The organism is Massilia sp. LC238 (assembly GCF_000735635.1).
In the GTDB taxonomy this organism is placed as follows: Bacteria; Pseudomonadota; Gammaproteobacteria; order Burkholderiales; family Burkholderiaceae_D; genus Telluria; species Telluria varians.
Genome location: NZ_JNNN01000075.1, coordinates 44100 through 61947 on the forward strand (window position 1 = coordinate 44100; position 17848 = coordinate 61947).

Annotated in this window: 14 protein-coding genes; 3 read left to right on the top strand and 11 right to left on the bottom strand. The window is 69.2% G+C overall.

Annotation, left to right across the window (positions count from 1 at the left end; genetic code table 11):
- Positions 1 to 84: 84 nt before the first annotated feature.
- From FG94_RS20605 to wrbA, 7 genes are read right to left on the bottom strand one after another with little or no spacing between them, the layout of a single operon-like run.
- Positions 85 to 1914, bottom strand: coding sequence for an ABC transporter transmembrane domain-containing protein (locus FG94_RS20605; RefSeq protein WP_036215605.1), 1830 nt, complete (start codon positions 1912 to 1914; stop codon positions 85 to 87).
- A 37-nt stretch (positions 1915 to 1951) separates the two neighbouring features.
- Positions 1952 to 3022, bottom strand: a complete 1071-nt coding sequence (locus tag FG94_RS20610; RefSeq protein WP_036215608.1) for a lipocalin-like domain-containing protein — start codon at positions 3020 to 3022, stop codon at positions 1952 to 1954.
- On the bottom strand, positions 3022 to 5583 hold the full coding sequence (locus FG94_RS20615; protein ID WP_036215610.1) for an FtsX-like permease family protein: 2562 nt from the start codon (positions 5581 to 5583) through the stop codon (positions 3022 to 3024). The genes FG94_RS20610 and FG94_RS20615 overlap by 1 nt, the downstream gene beginning before the upstream one ends.
- Positions 5571 to 5999: a DUF4124 domain-containing protein gene (locus tag FG94_RS20620; protein WP_036215666.1), complete on the bottom strand. Its 429-nt coding sequence runs from the start codon at positions 5997 to 5999 to the stop codon at positions 5571 to 5573. Before FG94_RS20620 ends, FG94_RS20615 begins: the two co-directional genes overlap by 13 nt.
- Before the next feature lie 14 nt (positions 6000 to 6013).
- Positions 6014 to 7450, bottom strand: coding sequence for an FAD-binding oxidoreductase (locus FG94_RS20625; RefSeq protein ID WP_051996953.1), 1437 nt, complete (start codon positions 7448 to 7450; stop codon positions 6014 to 6016).
- Complete coding sequence (locus FG94_RS20630; RefSeq protein ID WP_373965504.1) at positions 7443 to 7841, bottom strand: DUF2069 domain-containing protein; 399 nt, start codon at positions 7839 to 7841, stop codon at positions 7443 to 7445. The genes FG94_RS20625 and FG94_RS20630 overlap by 8 nt, the downstream gene beginning before the upstream one ends.
- Complete coding sequence (gene wrbA / locus FG94_RS20635; RefSeq protein WP_036215615.1) at positions 7841 to 8461, bottom strand: NAD(P)H:quinone oxidoreductase; 621 nt, start codon at positions 8459 to 8461, stop codon at positions 7841 to 7843. Before wrbA ends, FG94_RS20630 begins: the two co-directional genes overlap by 1 nt.
- A 64-nt stretch (positions 8462 to 8525) precedes the next feature.
- On the opposite strand from wrbA, the gene FG94_RS20640 reads away from it, so the two are divergent.
- Positions 8526 to 9875, top strand: a complete 1350-nt coding sequence (locus FG94_RS20640; RefSeq protein ID WP_081926107.1) for a YihY family inner membrane protein — start codon at positions 8526 to 8528, stop codon at positions 9873 to 9875.
- Positions 9876 to 9960: 85 nt separating this feature from the next.
- Positions 9961 to 12432: an ATP-binding protein gene (locus FG94_RS20645; RefSeq protein ID WP_081926108.1), complete on the top strand. Its 2472-nt coding sequence runs from the start codon at positions 9961 to 9963 to the stop codon at positions 12430 to 12432.
- Here the strand turns inward: FG94_RS20645 and FG94_RS20650 are convergent.
- The 3 genes from FG94_RS20650 to FG94_RS20660 are packed head-to-tail and all read right to left on the bottom strand — an operon-like array spanning position 12422 to position 14867.
- Complete coding sequence (locus tag FG94_RS20650) at positions 12422 to 12727, bottom strand: DUF962 domain-containing protein (RefSeq protein WP_027867544.1); 306 nt, start codon at positions 12725 to 12727, stop codon at positions 12422 to 12424. The two genes, FG94_RS20645 and FG94_RS20650, sit on opposite strands and share 11 nt — an antisense overlap.
- Positions 12724 to 13557, bottom strand: coding sequence for an alpha/beta fold hydrolase (locus FG94_RS20655; RefSeq protein WP_036215618.1), 834 nt, complete (start codon positions 13555 to 13557; stop codon positions 12724 to 12726). The genes FG94_RS20650 and FG94_RS20655 overlap by 4 nt, the downstream gene beginning before the upstream one ends.
- Entirely contained in the window at positions 13557 to 14867 is a 1311-nt protein-coding gene (locus tag FG94_RS20660) for an O-acetylhomoserine aminocarboxypropyltransferase (RefSeq protein WP_036215620.1), read from the bottom strand. Before FG94_RS20660 ends, FG94_RS20655 begins: the two co-directional genes overlap by 1 nt.
- 180 nt (positions 14868 to 15047) lie before the next feature.
- On the opposite strand from FG94_RS20660, the gene FG94_RS20665 reads away from it, so the two are divergent.
- Positions 15048 to 15500, top strand: a complete 453-nt coding sequence (locus FG94_RS20665) for a CBS domain-containing protein (protein ID WP_027867541.1) — start codon at positions 15048 to 15050, stop codon at positions 15498 to 15500.
- Between the two features lie 42 nt (positions 15501 to 15542).
- Here FG94_RS20665 and FG94_RS20670 read toward each other — a convergent pair whose 3' ends face one another.
- Positions 15543 to 17810 (bottom strand): EAL domain-containing protein, encoded by a 2268-nt coding sequence (locus FG94_RS20670; RefSeq protein ID WP_036215623.1) that lies wholly within the window; start codon positions 17808 to 17810, stop codon positions 15543 to 15545.
- Positions 17811 to 17848: the final 38 nt, after the last annotated feature.

Sequence of the window (17848 nt, forward strand, 5' to 3'; positions counted from 1 at the left end):
GATGCCGCATTGGCAAGCAATCCCGATGCGCTTCTGTCATCAAAGCTTGGCAATGCGCCGGCGGCCGCGCGCCCGGCCGCAAGCTCAGGAGGCCTGCTGTTCGAGCGGCGCGTGGGCCTGGAACTGCAGCGCCGCCAGGTTGGCATACACGCCGCCGTGGGCGACCAACGAGGCGTGGGTGCCGGCTTCGACCACGCGGCCTTCGTCGAGCACGATGATGCGGTCGGCGCGCTGCACGGTGGCCAGGCGGTGGGCGATGATGATGGTGGTGCGGCCGACCATGGCCGCTTCCAGCGCGCGCTGCACCAGGCGTTCCGACTCGGCGTCGAGGGCGCTGGTGGCTTCGTCGAGCAGCAGCAGGGGCGGATTCTTGAGCAGGGCGCGCGCGATCGCGATGCGCTGGCGCTGGCCGCCCGACAGGCGCACGCCGCGCTCGCCCAGGTAGGAGCCGTAGCCCTGCGGCAGGCGCTCGATGAACTCGTGGGCCGCGGCCATCTTCGCCGCCGCCACCACTTCCTCGTCGCTCGCATCCGGCCGGCCGTAGCGGATGTTCTCCAGCGCGCTGCTCGAGAAGATCACGGTGTCCTGCGGGACGATGCCGATCGCGTCGCGCAGCGTGTGCAGGGCCAGGTCGCGGATGTCGATGCCGTCCAGGAAAATGCTGCCGGCCTGCGGGTCGTAGAAGCGCAGCAGCAGCTGGAACAGGGTGGTCTTGCCGGCGCCCGAGGGGCCGACCACGGCCACGGTCTCGCCGGCGGCGATGTCGAGCTTCAGGTGCGACAGCGCCGCGGTATCCAGGCGCGAAGGATAGCTGAAGCTGACGTCGTCGAGCGTCACGCGCGCGCCGTTGGCAAGCCGCGGGGGCAGCGGCCGCGGATGGGCCGGGTCCTGGATGTCGGACCGGGCCGCGAGCAGTTCCAGCAGGCGCTCGGTGGCGCCGGCGGCGCGCTGGGCTTCGCCCATCACTTCGGACAATGCGCCGACCGAGCCGGCCACGATCGAGGCGTACAGGATGAACTGCCCGAGGTCGCCCCCGGTCATCGTGCCCTCGAGCACCGCATGGGCGCCGAGCCAGAGCACGAACACGATGCTGCCGAACACCAACACGATGGCCAGCATGGTGAGCGTGGCGCGGGCGCGAATGCGCCGGATCGCGGTCTGGAAGGCGCCTTCGACGGAGGTGCCGAAGCGGCCGGCCTCGATGCCCTCGTGGGTGAAGGCCTGCACGGTGGGCATCGCGTTCAGGATCTCGCCGGCCAGCGCCGAGGCGTCGGCGATGCGGTCCTGCGAGTCGCGCGACAGCTTGCGCACGCGCCGTCCGAACAGCACGATCGGCAGCACCACCAGCACCAGGAGGCCCAGGATGATCGCGGTGAGCTTGGGGCTGGTCACGAACAGCATGATCAGGCCGCCGATGAACAGCAGGGTATTGCGCAAGGCGAGGGAGATGCTGGTGCCGACCACGGTCTGGATCAGGGTGGTGTCGGTGGTCAGCCGCGACAGCACTTCGCCGGTGCGCGTGGATTCGAAAAATTCGGGGCTCTGGTGCACCACGTGGCGGTAGACGGCGGCGCGCACGTCGGCCACCACGCGCTCGCCCAGCCAGGACACCATGTAGAAGCGCGCGGCGGTGGCCACGGCCAGCACGGCGGCCACGCCGAACAGGGCCAGGAACACGGCATTCACGTGTTCGATGTTCTGGCGGCCGGCCTCGGCGCCGAAACCGTGGTCGATCATCTGCTTGAAGGCGGCGGGAATCGCCAGCGTGGCGCCGGCCGCGAACAGCAGCGCGATGCCGGCCAGGACGAACTGGCGGCGATAGGGCGCGAGGAAGGGCAGCAGGCCCTTGAGCGCGGCCAGGCTGCCTTTGCGGGAGGTGTCGGAATCGGTAGTGCCGGTGGAGCGGGAAGTCATTGTCTCGGGCGGATTGTTCTTCAATGTTCTGTTCTGTTCAAAGCTTCATCGGGCGCACGTAGCCCGTCATTTCCAGGTAGCCGCGCCCCAAAGGCTTGCCGTCGCGGCTGACCGTCACCGCGCCTTCCCAGTACACCGCCCCGGTCGAGCGGCGCGAATCGAGTTCCTGGTCCTGCTGCAGGGGAGTGAGCTGCCAGCGCAGCGCGCCGGTGACGACATCCTGGGCCACCGGGTACTCGGCGCCGGTGCGCGGCGACCGCCAGCGCGCGGTGGGCGTGAAACTGACCTGCTCGGGCGCGTAGCGGGTCACGCGGCCCGCGGCATCGCGCACGGTGGCGTGCGCCCATAGTTTACCACCTTGCCTGCTGCGAATCTGGAAAGCCATCAGGGCGCCGCCATCGATGAGGTTCACGCCGATCCAGTCCCAGCCGGTAGCCTCCGGCTGCAGCGCTTCGCTCGACCATTCGTGATCGAGCCAGGCGCTGCCCGTGACGGCCACGGGCAGGCTGCCGGCGCGGCCGACCTTGCCGCTCACCTTCAGCTGCGGCTCGCTATAGTAATGGCTGGCGTGCTGGGGGCTGGCGCCCTTGCGCGAATAGCCGCCTTCGCCCTGCACCAGCACCGGCTGGGTCGGCTGCAGGCGCAGTTCCAGCGTCAACTCGCTGGAGCGGATGGTGACGCGGTAATGCCCCGAGCTTTCGCGCACCATGCGCCAGTCGTCGAGCTTGAGGTCGGTGTTGCCGGTGCGGGCCCAGGCCAGGCCGAAGCCTTCGCGGGCGCTCTTCTGGTCGTGCACCAGGCGGCCCAGCGCCGGGTCGGACAGGGCGGCGTGGCCGATCACCAGCTGGCGCGGGGCAAACGCGCTCGGGTTTCTCGGGTCGTGTTCGGTGCGGCTGCGAAAGAAGGTGACCTGGAAACCGAGCGGCTTGCGGTCGGGCGTTTCGACCCAGCCGGTGACGTACCACCATTCGGTGCGGAATTCCGGATGGGCGCCGAAGTCGCGCGGGAAGGACAGCGTGGTGCCGGGAACCACGGGTGCGAACTGCGGCGGCTCGGCCCGGCCCCACTGCGCAAGGAACAACAGCACAACAAACACCACTAACCGCATTACCAATCCTCCCTGACCGCGCGTACCGGACCACCCGACAGCGCATAACGTCCCGATACCAGTGCCGTCAGGATCGAGGCCCCGACCAGCACCGCGGCCACGCTCCCCAGCAAGGTCCACGGCAGGTGCAGCCCCATTGTCCAGTGAAACGACTGCGGGTTGACAACATAAACCAGGATCAGGCTGATGACCAGCCCCAGCGCGAAGCCGCAGGCCACCCCGAGCAGGGTGAGCAAGCCGCCTTCGAAGGCGAGGATGCCCAGCACCTGGCCGCGGGTGACGCCGACGTGGCGCAGCATGCCGAACTCCTTGGAGCGCGCCAGGGTCTGGGCCGAGAAGCTGGCCGCCACCCCGGATAGTCCGATGGCAATGGCGATCGCCTCCAGCAGATAGGTCACGGCAAAGCTGCGGTCGAAGATCCTGAGGCTGGCGGCGCGAATCTCGCCCGCCGACATGGTCTGCAGCGCCGCCCCGAAAGGCAGGGCGCGCACCGCGCCTTCGAGCTGTTCGGCGCTGCTGCCGCGCGCCGCGAACAGGGCGGCGTCCGTGACTTCGCCTTCGCCCGTCAGGGCGCGGTAGTCGGCCAGGCGGATCACCACCGAGCCGGCCTGGTTGGCATAGTCGCGCCACACGCCGGCCACGAAGAATCTCGCCTGGGCGCCCCCGAGCGGCAGCGTCAATGTCTGGCCGACGCGCACGCCATACAGGTCGAGCATGGCTTCGGATACCCAGGCCGGCCGCGCACCGCTGGGCACCGGCGCGCTCGTGCCCACCAGGTACAGCAGCTGTCCCGGATCGCGCGCATCGATGTCGCGCGCGATCACGACCACGTTGGGCCGTTCGGGGGACAAGGAAACGGGACGGGTGCGCAGGAAGTGGGCCTGGGCGACGCCGGGCGTGGCGCGCAGCGCCGCCTGCTGCTCGGGCGTGAGGAAGCCGGTATTGCCGCTGCTTGCCGCCCGGACGTACAGGTCGGCCGGCAGGATGTGCCCCATCCAGTCGTCCACCGAGACCCGGAAGCTGGCCACCATGATGCCCATCGCGACCATCAGGCTGAAGCTGGCGAGCACCCCGCCCAGCGCGATCGCCGCCTGGCCCGGAGCATTCGCCAGGCGCGACAGGGACAGCAGCAGGGTCGGCGGCGCATGGCGCGCGCGCAGCAACAGGCCTTCCATGCGGCGGAAAGCTTCCGCGGCCAGGCGCGGCATCAGGCCGATGCCGCCGATGAGCAGCAGGGCGATCGATAAGTAGCCGAACAGGGGCAGCTCGAACACCGGCGGCGCGAAGGCCAGCACCGCGCCCAAGGACAGGCACAGCAGCGATGGCCAGACCCGCGCCAGGCGCGACAGCGCGGCTTCGTCGGCGCCCGACTTGATCGCGACCGCCGGACGGGCGTTGGCCGCCTCGAGCGCCGGCGCCAGGCACCCAAGCAGGGCCACGCCCAGGCCGAGCAGGAAGAACACGGTGGCCGCCACAGGTGTGAACTGGACCTGCGGGCGGATGCCGGGGAAGTAACCGGCGCCCAGGTCGCCGCCGAAATAGGTGAGGGCCAGGGCCGCCAGCGCGTAACCGCCCAGGATGCCCAGCGCCGCGCCGAGCACGCCCAGGCTGGCGCCCTCGAGCAGCACCTGGCCCAGCAGCCCATTGCGCTCCAGGCCGAGCACGCGCAGCAGCGCGAACTGGCTGCGCCGGCGCATCACCGACAGCGCCTGGGTCGAGAACACCAGGAAGGCGCCGGTGAACAGGGCCACCAGCGCCAGCACGGTCAGGTTGACGCGGTAGGCGCGGCTCAGGTTGGCGTTGCGCTCTTCCTGGTCGCTGTCGTTCGGCTGGCGCACCACGAAGCGCCCCGGGAAGCTGCGCTCGAGCTCCCGGGCCAGGCTGCGCTGGAAGGCGGCGCGGTCGACCCCGTCGCGCAGCTTGAGGTCGACCCGCGACAGGCGCCCCAGCTGATTGAAGCGCCACTGCATGGCGCCGATGTCCATCACGGCGATGCGCTGGCCCGCGCGCGCGCGCTGGACCGGCCCGGCCACGCGCAGCTTGACGTCGCCGGTCCCGGCGCGCAGCACGAGGGTGTCACCTGGCCGTTTTTGCAGCCAGGCCTGGGCGGCGGGCGACAGGAACAGGGCGTCGTCGGCCAGCACGTCGGTCATGCGGCCATCCTGCGGCACGCCGGTCAGGTCGGGCGAAATGAAGCCGGCGCGGAAGGCGTCGATGCCGACGATGCGCAGCGAGCCCTGCATGCCGGGAAAGCCGGCCGACAGCTCGAGCACCGGCGCCGCCACCGCCACCTGCGGATGGGCGGCCAGCTTGGCGTAGACGGATTCGTCGAACAGGGGTTCGCGCCCGGCCACCTGGACGTCGGCCTGGCCGGCCAAAGTCTTGACGGCGGCGGAAAACTCGTTGAAGGCGGCGGCGTTGATGAGGTGGATGGCGAAGCCCATGGCGACGCCGACCGCGATCGCGGCGATGGCGAGCAGCGCCCGCACGGGATGGGCGCGCCATTCGCCGAACAGGAGCCAGCGAGACAGAATTCCGGTTGGCAGGCTCAGGCCGGGCATTCCACCGCCAGTGCCTCGGCCTGCCGCCGCGCCTTGGTGCCGGCGCGTTCGGCGTCGTCGCGGCCGGCGCGCCGCGCGTCTTCGATCGCCCACTTGTGCTGCAGGCGCAGCTTGTCGCAGCGGCGCCGGACGGCGGCCGCGGCCCGCTGGGCCCGGACACCCTCGCGCGCGGCCTGTTCCTCGCGCGCCGCGCGCGCCTCTTCGATTTCCTGCAGCAGGGCGCGCTCGCGCGCGAGCCGGGCCAGGGCGTCCGGCGCCGGCTCTTGCGCGGCCTGCACCTTCAGGGCCACCGCGCCGCTTCCGCAGGGCTGGTCGTGGTAACTGATCCTGCCGCCTTCGGTGCATTTGTAGATCGTGCCCGCGCTTGCTGCGCTGGAGGCCAGGCAGAAGATCGCCATCGATACGTGCTTGCGCATGTGAATGTCCCCGGTCATAGAATTTTGCCAGGGTTCATAATGCCGAGCGGGTCCAGCGCGGCTTTGACGGCACGCATCATGTCCAGTTCGACCGGGTCCTTGTAGCGCGCCAGTTCCTCGCGCTTGAGGGCGCCGATCCCGTGCTCGGCCGAGATCGAGCCGTGGAAGCGGGCGACGCTGTCGTGGACGATGCGGTTGACCGAGTCCTGGTGCGCCAGGAAACTGTCGTGGCCGGTGCCGGCCGGCGGTGCGATGTTGTAGTGCAGGTTGCCGTCACCCAAGTGCCCGAAGCAGACGACCTGGCAGCCGGGGAAGGCGGCCTGCAAGGCGCGATCGGTCTGGTCGATAAAGTCGGGGATGCTTGACACCGGCAGCGAGATGTCGTGCTTGATGTTCTTGCCTGCGGCCGCTTGCGCCATCGAAATGTGCTCGCGCAGCTTCCACAGGCCGATCGACTGGCTTACCGAACTTGCCAGGGCCGCGTCCAGCGCGATGCCGGCCTCCAGCGCCGCCCCGACCGCGGATTCGACCAGGCCGGCGGCGTGGTGTTCGGATTCGTTGCTTGACAGTTCGACCAGCGCATACTGCGGATAGTGGTCGGCGAAGGGCCGCGGCAGCTCGGGGAAATGGGTATGGACCAGGCGCAGGCAGAGATCGGACATCAGCTCGTAGCCGGTCAGCGCCGCGCCGCAGCGTTCCTGCATCAGGGACAGCAGCGCGAGTGCATCCTGCGGCGAGTCGAGCGCGACCAGTGCCGTCAGGGCCGCCTTCGGCTGCGGATACAGCTTGAGCACGGCGGCGGTGATGACCCCGAGCGTGCCTTCGGCGCCGATGAACAGCTCGCGCAGCGCATAGCCGGTATTGTCCTTGCGCAGGCCGCGCAAGCCGTCCCACACCTGACCCTGGGCGGTGACCACTTCCAGTCCCAGGCACAGCTCGCGGGTATTCCCGTAACGCAGCACCGCGGTGCCGCCGGCATTGGTGGCCAGGTTGCCGCCGATGGTGCAGCTGCCTTCGCTGGCCAGCGACAGCGGAAACAGCATGCCGGCCTCGAGCGCGGCCTGCTGGACGTCGTACAGGATGCAGCCGGCTTCGACCGTCATGGTGCGGTTGGCCGCGTCGATGGCGCGGATGCGGTTCAGGCGCCGCAGCGACAGCACGACGGCGCTGCCGCTGGCATCCGGCACGCTGCCGAGCACCAGGCCGGTGCGGCCGCCCTGGGGCACCACGGGCACGCGCGCCGCGGCGCAGGCGGCGACCACCTGGGCCACCTCGCGGGTATCGAAGGGCAGAACCACGGCCAGCGCGCGCCCGGTGAAGCGGCCGCGCCAGTCTTCCAGGTAAGGGGTCATCGCGGCGGGATCGAGGACCAGGTGCGCCTCGCCGACGATGGCGCCGAGGCCGGCGACGAAGGTGGCCAGCGCGGCGCTGGCCGGCTGTGCCTCAGTCATGCGGGACTTTGACCTTGTCGAGCAGTTCCTTGGCCAGGCGCTTGGCTTCCTTCTTGTACGGATGCAGGAACAGCAGCGCGCAGGCGTAGTAGACGACCACCAGCACGATCTCGCCGACCGCCATGCCGCGCGAGGCTTCGGAAGTGTCGGCCCAGGCGCGCACCACGCCTTCGGCGAAATAGATGAGGATCACCATCGACGACCATTGCAGGGTGTAGAGGTCGCGCTTGATCACGCCGCGCAAGGGCAGCAGCAGGGGCAGCGCCTTGAGCGCAAGCAGCGAGCCGCCCGGGTGCAGCGGTGCGACGAACACTTCCCAGGCCACGAGCCAGCCGATCAGCCAGATCAGGCTTGCGATTGCGCCGGCATGAAAGACTTTTGCGGTATCCATCATTGCATTCCGTGGAGTTTGACCGCGGCGAGCGCCAAGCGTTTGCCGAGCGCGATGGCGAGCACGCGCTCGTCCTCGCTCAGGGCGCGCTTGCCGTCGGCGCCGGCCCAGTGCGAGGCGCCGTAGGGGCTGCCGCCGCTGGCGGTATTCATGAGTTCAGGATGCGAGTAGGGCAGTCCCATCACGAGCATGCCGTGGTGTAACAATGGGAGCATCATCGACAGCAGGGTCGATTCCTGGCCGCCGTGCAGGCTGCCGGTGGACGTGAAGACGACCGCCGGCTTGCCGGACAGCGTGCCGTTGATCCAGTCGGCGGCGGTGCCGTCGAGGAAATACTTGAGCGCGGATGCCATGTTGCCGAAGCGGGTCGGCGAGCCGAGCGCCAGGCCGGCGCATTCGCGCAGGTCGTCCAGCTCGACATACGGGGCGCCTTCGCCCGGAACCTCGGGCGCGGTTGCCTCGGCCACGGTGGATACCGCCGGCACGGTGCGCAGGCGCGCATCAAGCCCGGGCACGCTCTCGATGCCCTGGGCGACCAGTTCGGCCAGCTTGCGGGTGGCGCCATGGCGCGAGTAGTACAACACGAGAATGGTCAGGTTCGGGGTCAGGGTCGGCTTCATCGTTGGTATTATAGGGCGCTTTGCTCAATTGACATGCCCTATGCGGGGCGAATCGAACCACCGAATGCTTTCCAAGACCGTCCACTCCCTGTCGCGCAGCACGGGCGACCTGCTGGCCATCGGCAGCGACCGCGCGCGCGGCCTGACGCTGGGCGAAACCGGCGACCTGTTGCGCTTCGCCCGGCGCCGCCTGCGCGAAGAGAAATTGCCGCAAGTGGCGGGAAGCCTGACCTTCACGACCACCCTGGCGCTGGTGCCCCTGCTCACCATCGTGCTGGCGATCCTGACCACCTTCCCGGTGTTCGGCCAGGTGCGCGCGGCGCTCGATACCTGGTTCGTGCAGACCCTCATGCCCAGGGCCATCGCCAACACCATCAGCGCCAACCTGACCCAGTTCGCCGACAAGGCCAAGGGCCTGTCCCTGCTGGGCGCCGTGCTGCTGCTCCTGACCACGACCACGATGATGGGAATGATCGAGCGCGCCTTCAACCAGATCTGGGGCGTGCGCCGCCCACGGCCGTGGTCGCAGCGGGTGCCGGTCTACTGGTCCATCATCACGCTCGGACCGATCCTGTTCGGCCTGTCGCTCACCGCTACCTCGCAGCTGTTCAGCGCCACGGGCGGCCTGGTGAAGTCCTTTCCGTTCCTGGGCGCGCTGTTCTACACTGCGGTGTCGGTGGCCCTGAGCGCCGGGGCCTACATGCTGCTCTACATGGCGGTGCCGAACCGCCGCGTGCACTGGCGCGACGCCCTGTGGGGCGGGCTGGCCGCGGCGATCGCCTTCGAGCTCGCCAAGCGCGGCTTCGCCCTGTTCATCCGCCAGTTCCCGACCTACGCCATCATCTATGGCGCCCTGGCGGCGCTGCCGCTGTTCCTGGTCTGGATGTACCTGTCCTGGCTGATCACCCTGGTGGGCGCCGTGCTGGCCGCCGCGCTGCCGGTGGTCAAGTACGAGCGCTGGAAGCACCAGCCGACGCCGGGCAGCGCGTTCGTGGACGCGATGGCCGTGCTCAAGGTGCTCTGCGGCAGCGCGCGGCTGACCGGCACCACCCTGGTCTCGAACGCGGCGATCCGGGCGCACACGCGCATCGGCTACGACGAGATGTCGATGCTGCTCGAGAAGATGGTGGCGGCCGGCTGGGTCGGGCGGGTGCAGGACGAGCTTCCTGCGGGTGTGCGCTGGGGACGCGGCGCGCGCGAAAACGTCGAGAACTGGGTGCTGCTGGCCGATCCCGGCAAGATCCGGCTGGCCGACGTCTACCGCCTGTTCGTCTTCGATGCCGGCACTGCCGATGGAGCGCCGCCTGCCACGTCGCTGGCGCTCGACACCGCGGCGCTGGCGCGCCAGGTCGAGGCGGCCGTGGAGGAGGGGCTGGAACAAAGCCTGGCCGAGCACTTCGGGCTTGCTGCCTGAGGTCAAAAAACCCGCTTGCCATAGTCCAGGGCGTGTATCATTTGCAAATTGCGCAATTTGACGATGAACGCCTTTTCCTCCCTCGATGACCATCAGCGAGCCCAGCCCCGCAGCGCCTCCCCGTTCCACCACCGCTCCGTTCGCGCCGGACGGCGCCGCGCTCGCGCCGCTCCTGCAGTCGCGCGACTGGTCGCGCAGCCCGCTCGGCGAGCCGCGCGCCTGGCCTGAAGCGCTGCGCCTGGCCGCCGCCCTGGTGCTCGATTCGGCGGCGCCCGCCTGGCTGGCCTGGGGCGGGAGCCTCGCCCTGGTCTACAACGAAGCATGCGCACGGACCCTCGGCGACCGGCACCCCGCCGCGCTCGGCGCGCCGCTGGCCCGGGCGTGGAGCGGCCGCCGCGAGCAGCTGGACGCCATCGTCGACGAGGTCCTAGCCGGGCGCGCGGTCCACCGGCGCGAGGACGCCGACGGCATCGTCGGCGCCTTCGCGCCCTTGCGCGATGGGCAAGGCCGGGTCCAGGGCCTGATCTGCACCGGATGGAGCCTGGACGGCGAGCTGCATGAGGCGGCCGAGCGCTACCGCCTTGCCCGGCTGGCGACCAACGACGCCATCTGGGACTGGCGCATCGCCGACGGCCACGTCATCTGGAACCAGGCCCTGCACAGCCTGTTCGGGCACGCGCTCGACAAGACCAGCGCCGCGTGGTGGATCGAGCACATCCACCCGGACGACCGCGCCCGCATCGACGGGGACATCCACGCGGTGATCGAAGGCGGCGGCACCAGCTGGGTCGGCGAATACCGCTTCCGGCGCGCCGACGGCAGCTATGCCGAGATCTTCGACCGCGGCACCGTGCTGCGCGACGCCGGCGGGCGCGCGCTGCGCATGATTGGGGCCATGCTCGACCTCTCCGAACGGATCGCGATCGGCGAGGCGCTGCGCGAGAGCGAGCGCCTGTTCCGCACGCTGTTCGAGTCGATCGACGAGGGCTTTTGCGTGATCGAGTTCCTGGACGGCCCGCACGGCCCGATGAGCGACTACGTGCACGTGATGGCCAATCCCGCCTATGCGGCCAACGCGGGCATCGAGAACGTGGTCGGCCAGCGCGTGCGCGACATGGTGCCGCTGGAAGCGGATGGCTGGGTCGAGATCTACCGCCGCGTGCTGCTCACCGGCGAGCCGGTGCGCTTCGAACGCACCCTGGAGCGCACCGGGCGCTACCTGGAACTGGCCGCGCTGCGCATCGAGCCGCCCGAGCGGCGCCAGGTCGCGGTGCTGTTCCAGGACGGTACCAAGCGCCACCGGGCCGAGCTGGCGCTGCGCGAGCTCAACGACACGCTCGAGCGGCGCGTCGCGGAAGGCGTCGAGGAACGGGTCCGGATCGAGGGCGCCCTGCGCCAGGCCCAGAAGATGGAGGCGGTGGGCCAGCTCACCGGCGGCATCGCACACGACTTCAACAACATGCTGGCGGTGGTGACGAGCGCACTCGAGCTGCTCGGCCGGCGCATGCAGGACGGCCTCGCGCCGATGGATGCGCGCGCCCTGCAGTACGTCGAGATGGCCAAGGGTGGGGTGCGCCGGTCCGCCCTGCTGACCCAGCGCCTGCTGGCCTTCTCGCGCCAGCAGGCCCTGCGGCCGGAAACCCTGTCGCTGAACCAACTGGTCGCCAACATGTCGGAACTGCTGCAGCACGCGCTGGGCGGGAACGTGCGCCTGGATACGGTGCTGGCCGGCGGCCTGTGGCGCGCCCACGTCGACGCCAACCAGCTCGAAAGCGCCATCCTCAACCTGGCGGTGAACGCGCGCGACGCGATGCCGGACGGCGGACGATTGAGCATCGAGACCGCCAATTCCCGCCTCGACGAGCGCTATGCCGCTGCGCACCCCGGGCTGGCGCCGGGCCAGTACGTGATGGTGGCGGTCAGCGACACCGGCTCGGGCATGTCGCAGGACGTGGTCGCCCGAGCCTTCGATCCCTTCTTCACGACCAAGGAAGTGGGGCGCGGGACCGGCCTGGGCCTGAGCCAGGTGTATGGCTTCGTGCAGCAGTCCGGCGGCCACGTGAAGATCGATTCGGAACCGGGCCAGGGCACGACCGTGAAGCTCTACCTGCCGCGCCACCACGAGGCCGCCCGGCTACCGGCGGGCGCCGAGGCCGGGGCCGGGGTGGTGTACGGCGACGCCAGCGACGTGATCCTGGTGGTGGAAGACGAAGCCGCGGTGCGCACGCTCTCGGTCGCCATGCTGGCCGAACTGGGTTACCGGGTGTTCGAGGCCGACGGTGCGGCCACGGCCCTGCGCCTGCTCGACAGCCATCCGGAGATCGCGCTGCTGTTCACCGACGTGGTCATGCCCGACTTGAACGGCAGGGAGCTGGCCGACCAGGCGCTGCGCAGGCGCCCGGACCTGCAGGTGCTGTTCGCCACCGGCTACAGCCGCAATGCGGTGGTGCACAAGGGCGTGCTGGAACCTGGGGTGCAACTGATCGGCAAGCCGTTTACGCTCGAGGATCTGGCGGCGCGGGTGCGGGCGCTGCTCGACCGGCGCACTACCAGCTGAGCTTGCCTGTCAGCATCTGCCAGTACATGACCCAGTCGGCGCGAAACGAGAACCAGGGCTGGGAGAACGAGGCCGGCCTGTTCTTCTCGTAGAAGAAGTGGCCGATCCAGGCCCCGCCATAGCCGCTGACAACCGCGAACAGCAGCCACCAGGCGTTCAGGCTGTCGATGTACTGGGCGATCGCGGCGATGGCCGACGAGGTGCCGATGAAGTGGGCGCGGCGGCAGCGCCGGTCGGCGTGCTGGGTCAGGTAGTAGGGATAGAACTCCGCGAAGCTGGCGAAACGGGCCGTCATGGGGTCTCCTGGATCCGTTGGAACGGGATCGATGCGGCGAAGCCTGCCAACGCATCGAGCACCGCGTCGGGCGCCTCGGCCATCATCTGGTGGCCGGCGTCCACGTTGACGATTTTGCCATGCTCGATCGCGCCGGTCAGCAATTTCGTCGAACGGGGCGGCGTCATCACATCCTTTTTGCCGAATACGAACAGGGTAGGGCAGCGAAGCGCATCGGCCGCGGCCTCGCCGTTCGCGTAGCTGTTGCACGCGGCGAAGTCGGTGTAGAACAGCTGCTGCGGATTGCGCGCCGACATCCGCTGCATCAGGCGGCGCGCGCCGCCCATCACCGAAAAGCCCGGACCCGGGCAGGACGGCTTGTGCGCGATCGACGAGTGCGACCAGATGTTGACCATGTCGATGGCCGAGCCTTCATCAAGGCGGGCGGTCTCGAGCAGCGCGTCGGCCACTTTCATCGGGTAGGTCGTGCCGAGCAGGGCCAGGCCGGCGACCGTGCCCGGTGCGCGCCGGCTGGCTTCCAGCGCGACCAGCGAGCCCATGCTGTGCCCGGCCAGCAGCGCACGCTCGACCCCGGCTGCCGCCAGGATGGCCAGGATCCAGTCGGCCATCGCTTCCACGCTGCTCAAGGCCGGGCCGCTGCTGCGGCCGTGGCCCGGCAGGTCGACCGCCAGCACCGCATAGCCGTGGTGCGCCAGGTAGCGGCTCTGCAGCGCCCACACCGAATGGTCGTTCTGGGCGCCGTGGATCAGCACGATGCATGGAAGCGCCGGGTCGAAGGTTTTGCCGCCGGTGTAGGCGTAGGCGCCGGCGCCCTTGATCTCGAGTCGCATCAGGAGCCCTTCTGGGCCAGTTTCAGGGCCCGCTTCAGGTCGTCGATCAGGTCGTCCGGGTCTTCGAGGCCGACCGACAGGCGCATCGTCCCTTCGGTAATGCCGGAGGCCGCGAGCTGGTCGGCCGGCACACGGAAGTGGGTGGTGGAGGCCGGGTGGATGACCAGGGATTTCGCGTCGCCCACATTGGCCAGGTGCGAGAACACCTGCAGGCCGTCGGCAAAGCGGCGCCCTGCCGCACGGTCGCCCTTGAGCTGGAAGGTGAACACGGCGCCGCAGCCTTTCGGCAGCAGGCGCGCGGCAAGCGCATGATCGGGGTGCGATTCCAGTTCCGGGTAGGACACCGACTCGACTGCCGGATGCGCCAGCAGGAATTCGACGACACGGCGCGTATTGGCGACGTGGCGGTCCATGCGCAGGCCCAGGGTCTCGGTGCCTTGCAGGATGGCGAAGGCGTTGTGCGGGCTCATGGCCGCGCCGAAGTCGCGCAGGCCTTCGCGCCGCGCGCGCAGGGCGAAGGGCGCGACCGTCGATTCTTCCGCGAACACCATGCCGTGGAAGCCCTCGTAGGGCTCGCACAGCTCGGGGAAACGCCCGCTGCGGCCATGGGCCGCGTCCCAGTCGAAGGTCCCGCCGTCGACCAGCAGGCCGCCGATGGCGGTGCCGTGGCCGCACAGGAACTTGGTGGCGGAATGGAACAGCAGGTCGGCGCCCAGCTCGAACGGACGCTCTAGATACGGCGTGGTGAAGGTCGCGTCCACCATCAGGGGCAGGTCGTGCTCGTGCGCGATGCCGGCCACTGCCGGGATGTCGAGCACGTCCAGGCCCGGGTTGCCGAGGGTCTCGCCGAACAGCACTTTGGTGTTGGGGCGGATCGCGGCGCGCCAGGCGTCGAGGTCGCGCGGGTCCACGAAGGTGGTGTCGATGCCGAAGCGGCGCAGGGTGTAATGCAGCAGGTTGTGCGAGCCGCCGTACAGGGCGGTCGAGGCCACGATGTGCGAACCCGCGCCGGCGATGGTCGCCAGACCCAGGTGCATCGCGGCCTGGCCGCTGGCGGTAGCGATGCCGGCCACGCCGCCCTCCAGCGCCGCGATGCGCTCTTCCAGCACCGCATTGGTCGGGTTCGAAATGCGCGAGTAGACGTGGCCGGCGCGCTCCATGTTGAACAGGGACGCCGCATGCTCCGAATCGCGGAACGCGAACGAGGACGTGAAATGGATCGGCGTGGCGCGCGCGCCGGTGGCCGGGTCCGGCGCACTGCCGGCATGCAGGGCCAGCGTATCGAAACCGGGATACTGGGGACCGCTCATCGTTCTAACTCTTCCAGGTAAGGAGATGGCGGGCATCCTAGCATTGATTTATGCTTGCGCAACATTGCTCTTCCCTAAATTGGTGCAGCGCTGGATTTTTTGGCGGGCATCGGCTACAGTCAAGTTATGAGTTATACAAATATTGCTGCAATTACAAACCAACCGGACGGGGTGGCTACCATGAAAGTCTCCGAGATCCTGCAGGTCAAAGGCGAAATCCTCTACACCGTCACTCCCGACATGCCGCTGGTGCAGGCGGCCGCGACGATGGCGGAAAAGGACATCGGCTCGCTGGTCGTCATGGAATATGGCGACCTGGTCGGTATGCTGACCTTCCGCGAAGTGATCAAGGAACTGCATGCGCAGGGCGGGGCGCTCGGCAACGGCACCGTGCGCAAGGTGATGGACGACAGCCCGATCACCGTCACGCCGGATACCGAAGTCAACGAAGTGCGCCGCATCATGCTGGAGAAGCACGCGCGCTACCTGCCGGTGATGAATGCCCGCACCCTGCTGGGCGTGATCTCGTTCTACGACGTGGCCAAGGCGGTGCTGGAAGCGCAGAGCTTCGAGAACCGCATGCTCAAGGCCTACATTCGCGACTGGCCGGCCGAGCAGGCCACTGAGGATTGATTCCCGGGTTTGGCCGGCATCGCCGGCCAAACCCGTCGTAGATCAAGCCGCCGCGATCAAGGCCTGCTTCCCGAGCCACTCTTGCAGTGCTTCCGGCGACAGCGGCCGCGAGTACAGGAAGCCCTGCGCCAGCGGGCAGCCCAGCGTGCGCAGGATGTGCGCCTGGCGCTCGTCCTCGACCCCTTCCGCGATGACCGACAGGCCCAGGTTGCGGCCCAGCTGGATCACCATTTCCGCAATGCTGCTGCCGCGCGCCGAGCCCGTGATCCCGGTCACAAAAGTGCGATCGATCTTCAAACGGTCGACCTGCAGGCGCTGCAGGTGCGACAGCGAGGAAAAGCCGGTGCCGAAATCGTCGATCGCGATCGACACGCCGGTGCGCTTGACCTGGGCCAGCTTTTCGACGAGCAGCGCCGGCTCTTCCATGGCCATCGATTCGGTGATTTCCAGCTCCACGAACTCGGGCGGCGCCTTCGTCACATCCAGCGCGCGGCGCAGCATGTCCACGAATTGCGGGTGGCGGAACTGCACCTGCGAGACGTTCACCGACATCGTGAAGTCCAGGTGCCCGCTGGCGCGCAGGCGCACCAGCTCGAGCAGGGCCTGGCGCAGCACCCACTCGCCGATGTCGACGATCAGGCCCGAGTACTCGGCGATCGGGATGAAGCGGTCCGGTCCCACCAGGCGCCCGTCCTCGGTGCGCCAGCGCAGCAGCGCCTCGGCGCCGAAGGGCCGGTTGCTGCCCAGGTCGACCTGCGGCTGGTAGGCCAGGAACAGTTCGCCGCGCTGGAAACCGCTGCGCAGCGCGTGCATCATGCGCACGCGTTCGCGGATCTCCACGCCCATGCTTCGAGAAAAGTAGAAGTGTCCGGCGCGCTGCTGCGACTTGGCGCGCTTGAGCGCGATGTCGGCATCCTTCAGCGCATCGGCGCCGCTGCCGTCGTGCTCGGCGAGCCGCACCAGGCCGAGCGTGGCGGAGACCTGCACGTCCTGTCCGTCGATATGGAAGGGTACGCGGAACAGCGCCTGGATCGCACCCGGCTGCACCGCGCCGGCCTCGCCCAGCACGCAGAAGATGTCGCCGCCGATCCGTGCGATCTCCAGGCGCGGGTCGAGCCGGGATTTCAGGCGCTTGCCGACTGCCACCAGCAGCAGGTCGCCGAAATGGTGGCCCAGCGCGTCGTTGGTCTCCGCGAAGTGGTCGAGGTCGACGAGGGCGAGCGTCGCCGTGCCGCGCTCGGGCCCGGCCAGCAGGGCGTCGATCAGCTCGACCAGGCGGGTGCGGTTCGGCAGGCCGGTGAGCTGGTCGCGGAACGCGGCCTGGTTCAGGTGCGTGACCAGTTCGACGTTATCGAGGCCGACCGCCACCACGCTGGCGAACACCTCGAGCAGGCGGCGCTCCAGGTCGCCGAGCTGGCGGTCGAAGGGAATGCAGGCGGCGAAATCGCGGCCGGCCTTGCCGGGGAAGTGAAGCGACAGCCAGCCGTCCGCCTCGAGGCCGCTGCGCGCGCCCAGGGTGCTGCCGGCCACCTCGGCAAGTACGGGGTAGCGCTGCGGGCTCAGTTCGCGGCCCTCGAGCCGCGCATGGTCGCCGGCCGCGGCCACCACGTGCAGGATGTCGGGGCGGCCCTGGCCGCTCTCGCGCACGCACAGCACGCCGTCGGGCGCCTGGCCGAGCAGGCCGGCGGCCTGGCGCAGCACGCTCTGGGCCACGTCAAGCACGCCGTGCAGGGACATCAGGGAGGCGCCGGCCGAGACGATCCGTTCCAGGCCCGCGCGGCTGGCGTCGAGCGCGCGCAGCTGCTGGTAGGAGCGCACCGCGGCGGCCACCGCCGTGTACAGCTTGGTGCGGGTGAGTTCGGACTTGGTACGGTAGTCGTTGATGTCATAGCCGCGGATGGCCTCGATTTCGGGCGCATAGCCCGGCTGGCCGGTGCGCAGGATGATGCGCACTTCGATCATGCCAAGCTCCTCGCGGATCTGGCGCACCAGCTGCAGGCCGGCATCGGGACGCTCCATCACCACGTCGAGCAGGACGACGGCGATGTCGGGCTGCCGTTCGACGATGGCGCGCGCCTCGCGCGCCGAATACGCGTGCAGGAACTCGAGCGGGCGGCCCTGCATCTCGACGTTCTTCAGGGCGAAGGTGGTGGTCGAGTGCACGTCGGCGTCGTCGTCCACGACCAGGATGCGCCAGGTGGCGTTCGCTGGCGCGGGCGTGGACAGGCCGGCCTCGTCGGCGAAGACCAGGTCGTCTCGGTCGCCGCTCGCTTCCGTCAAAGTGCCCATAGGCGGCATAGGGGCAGACATCTACATCTCCAGTTGGCTGGTCTTTTTGATGTGGCCAG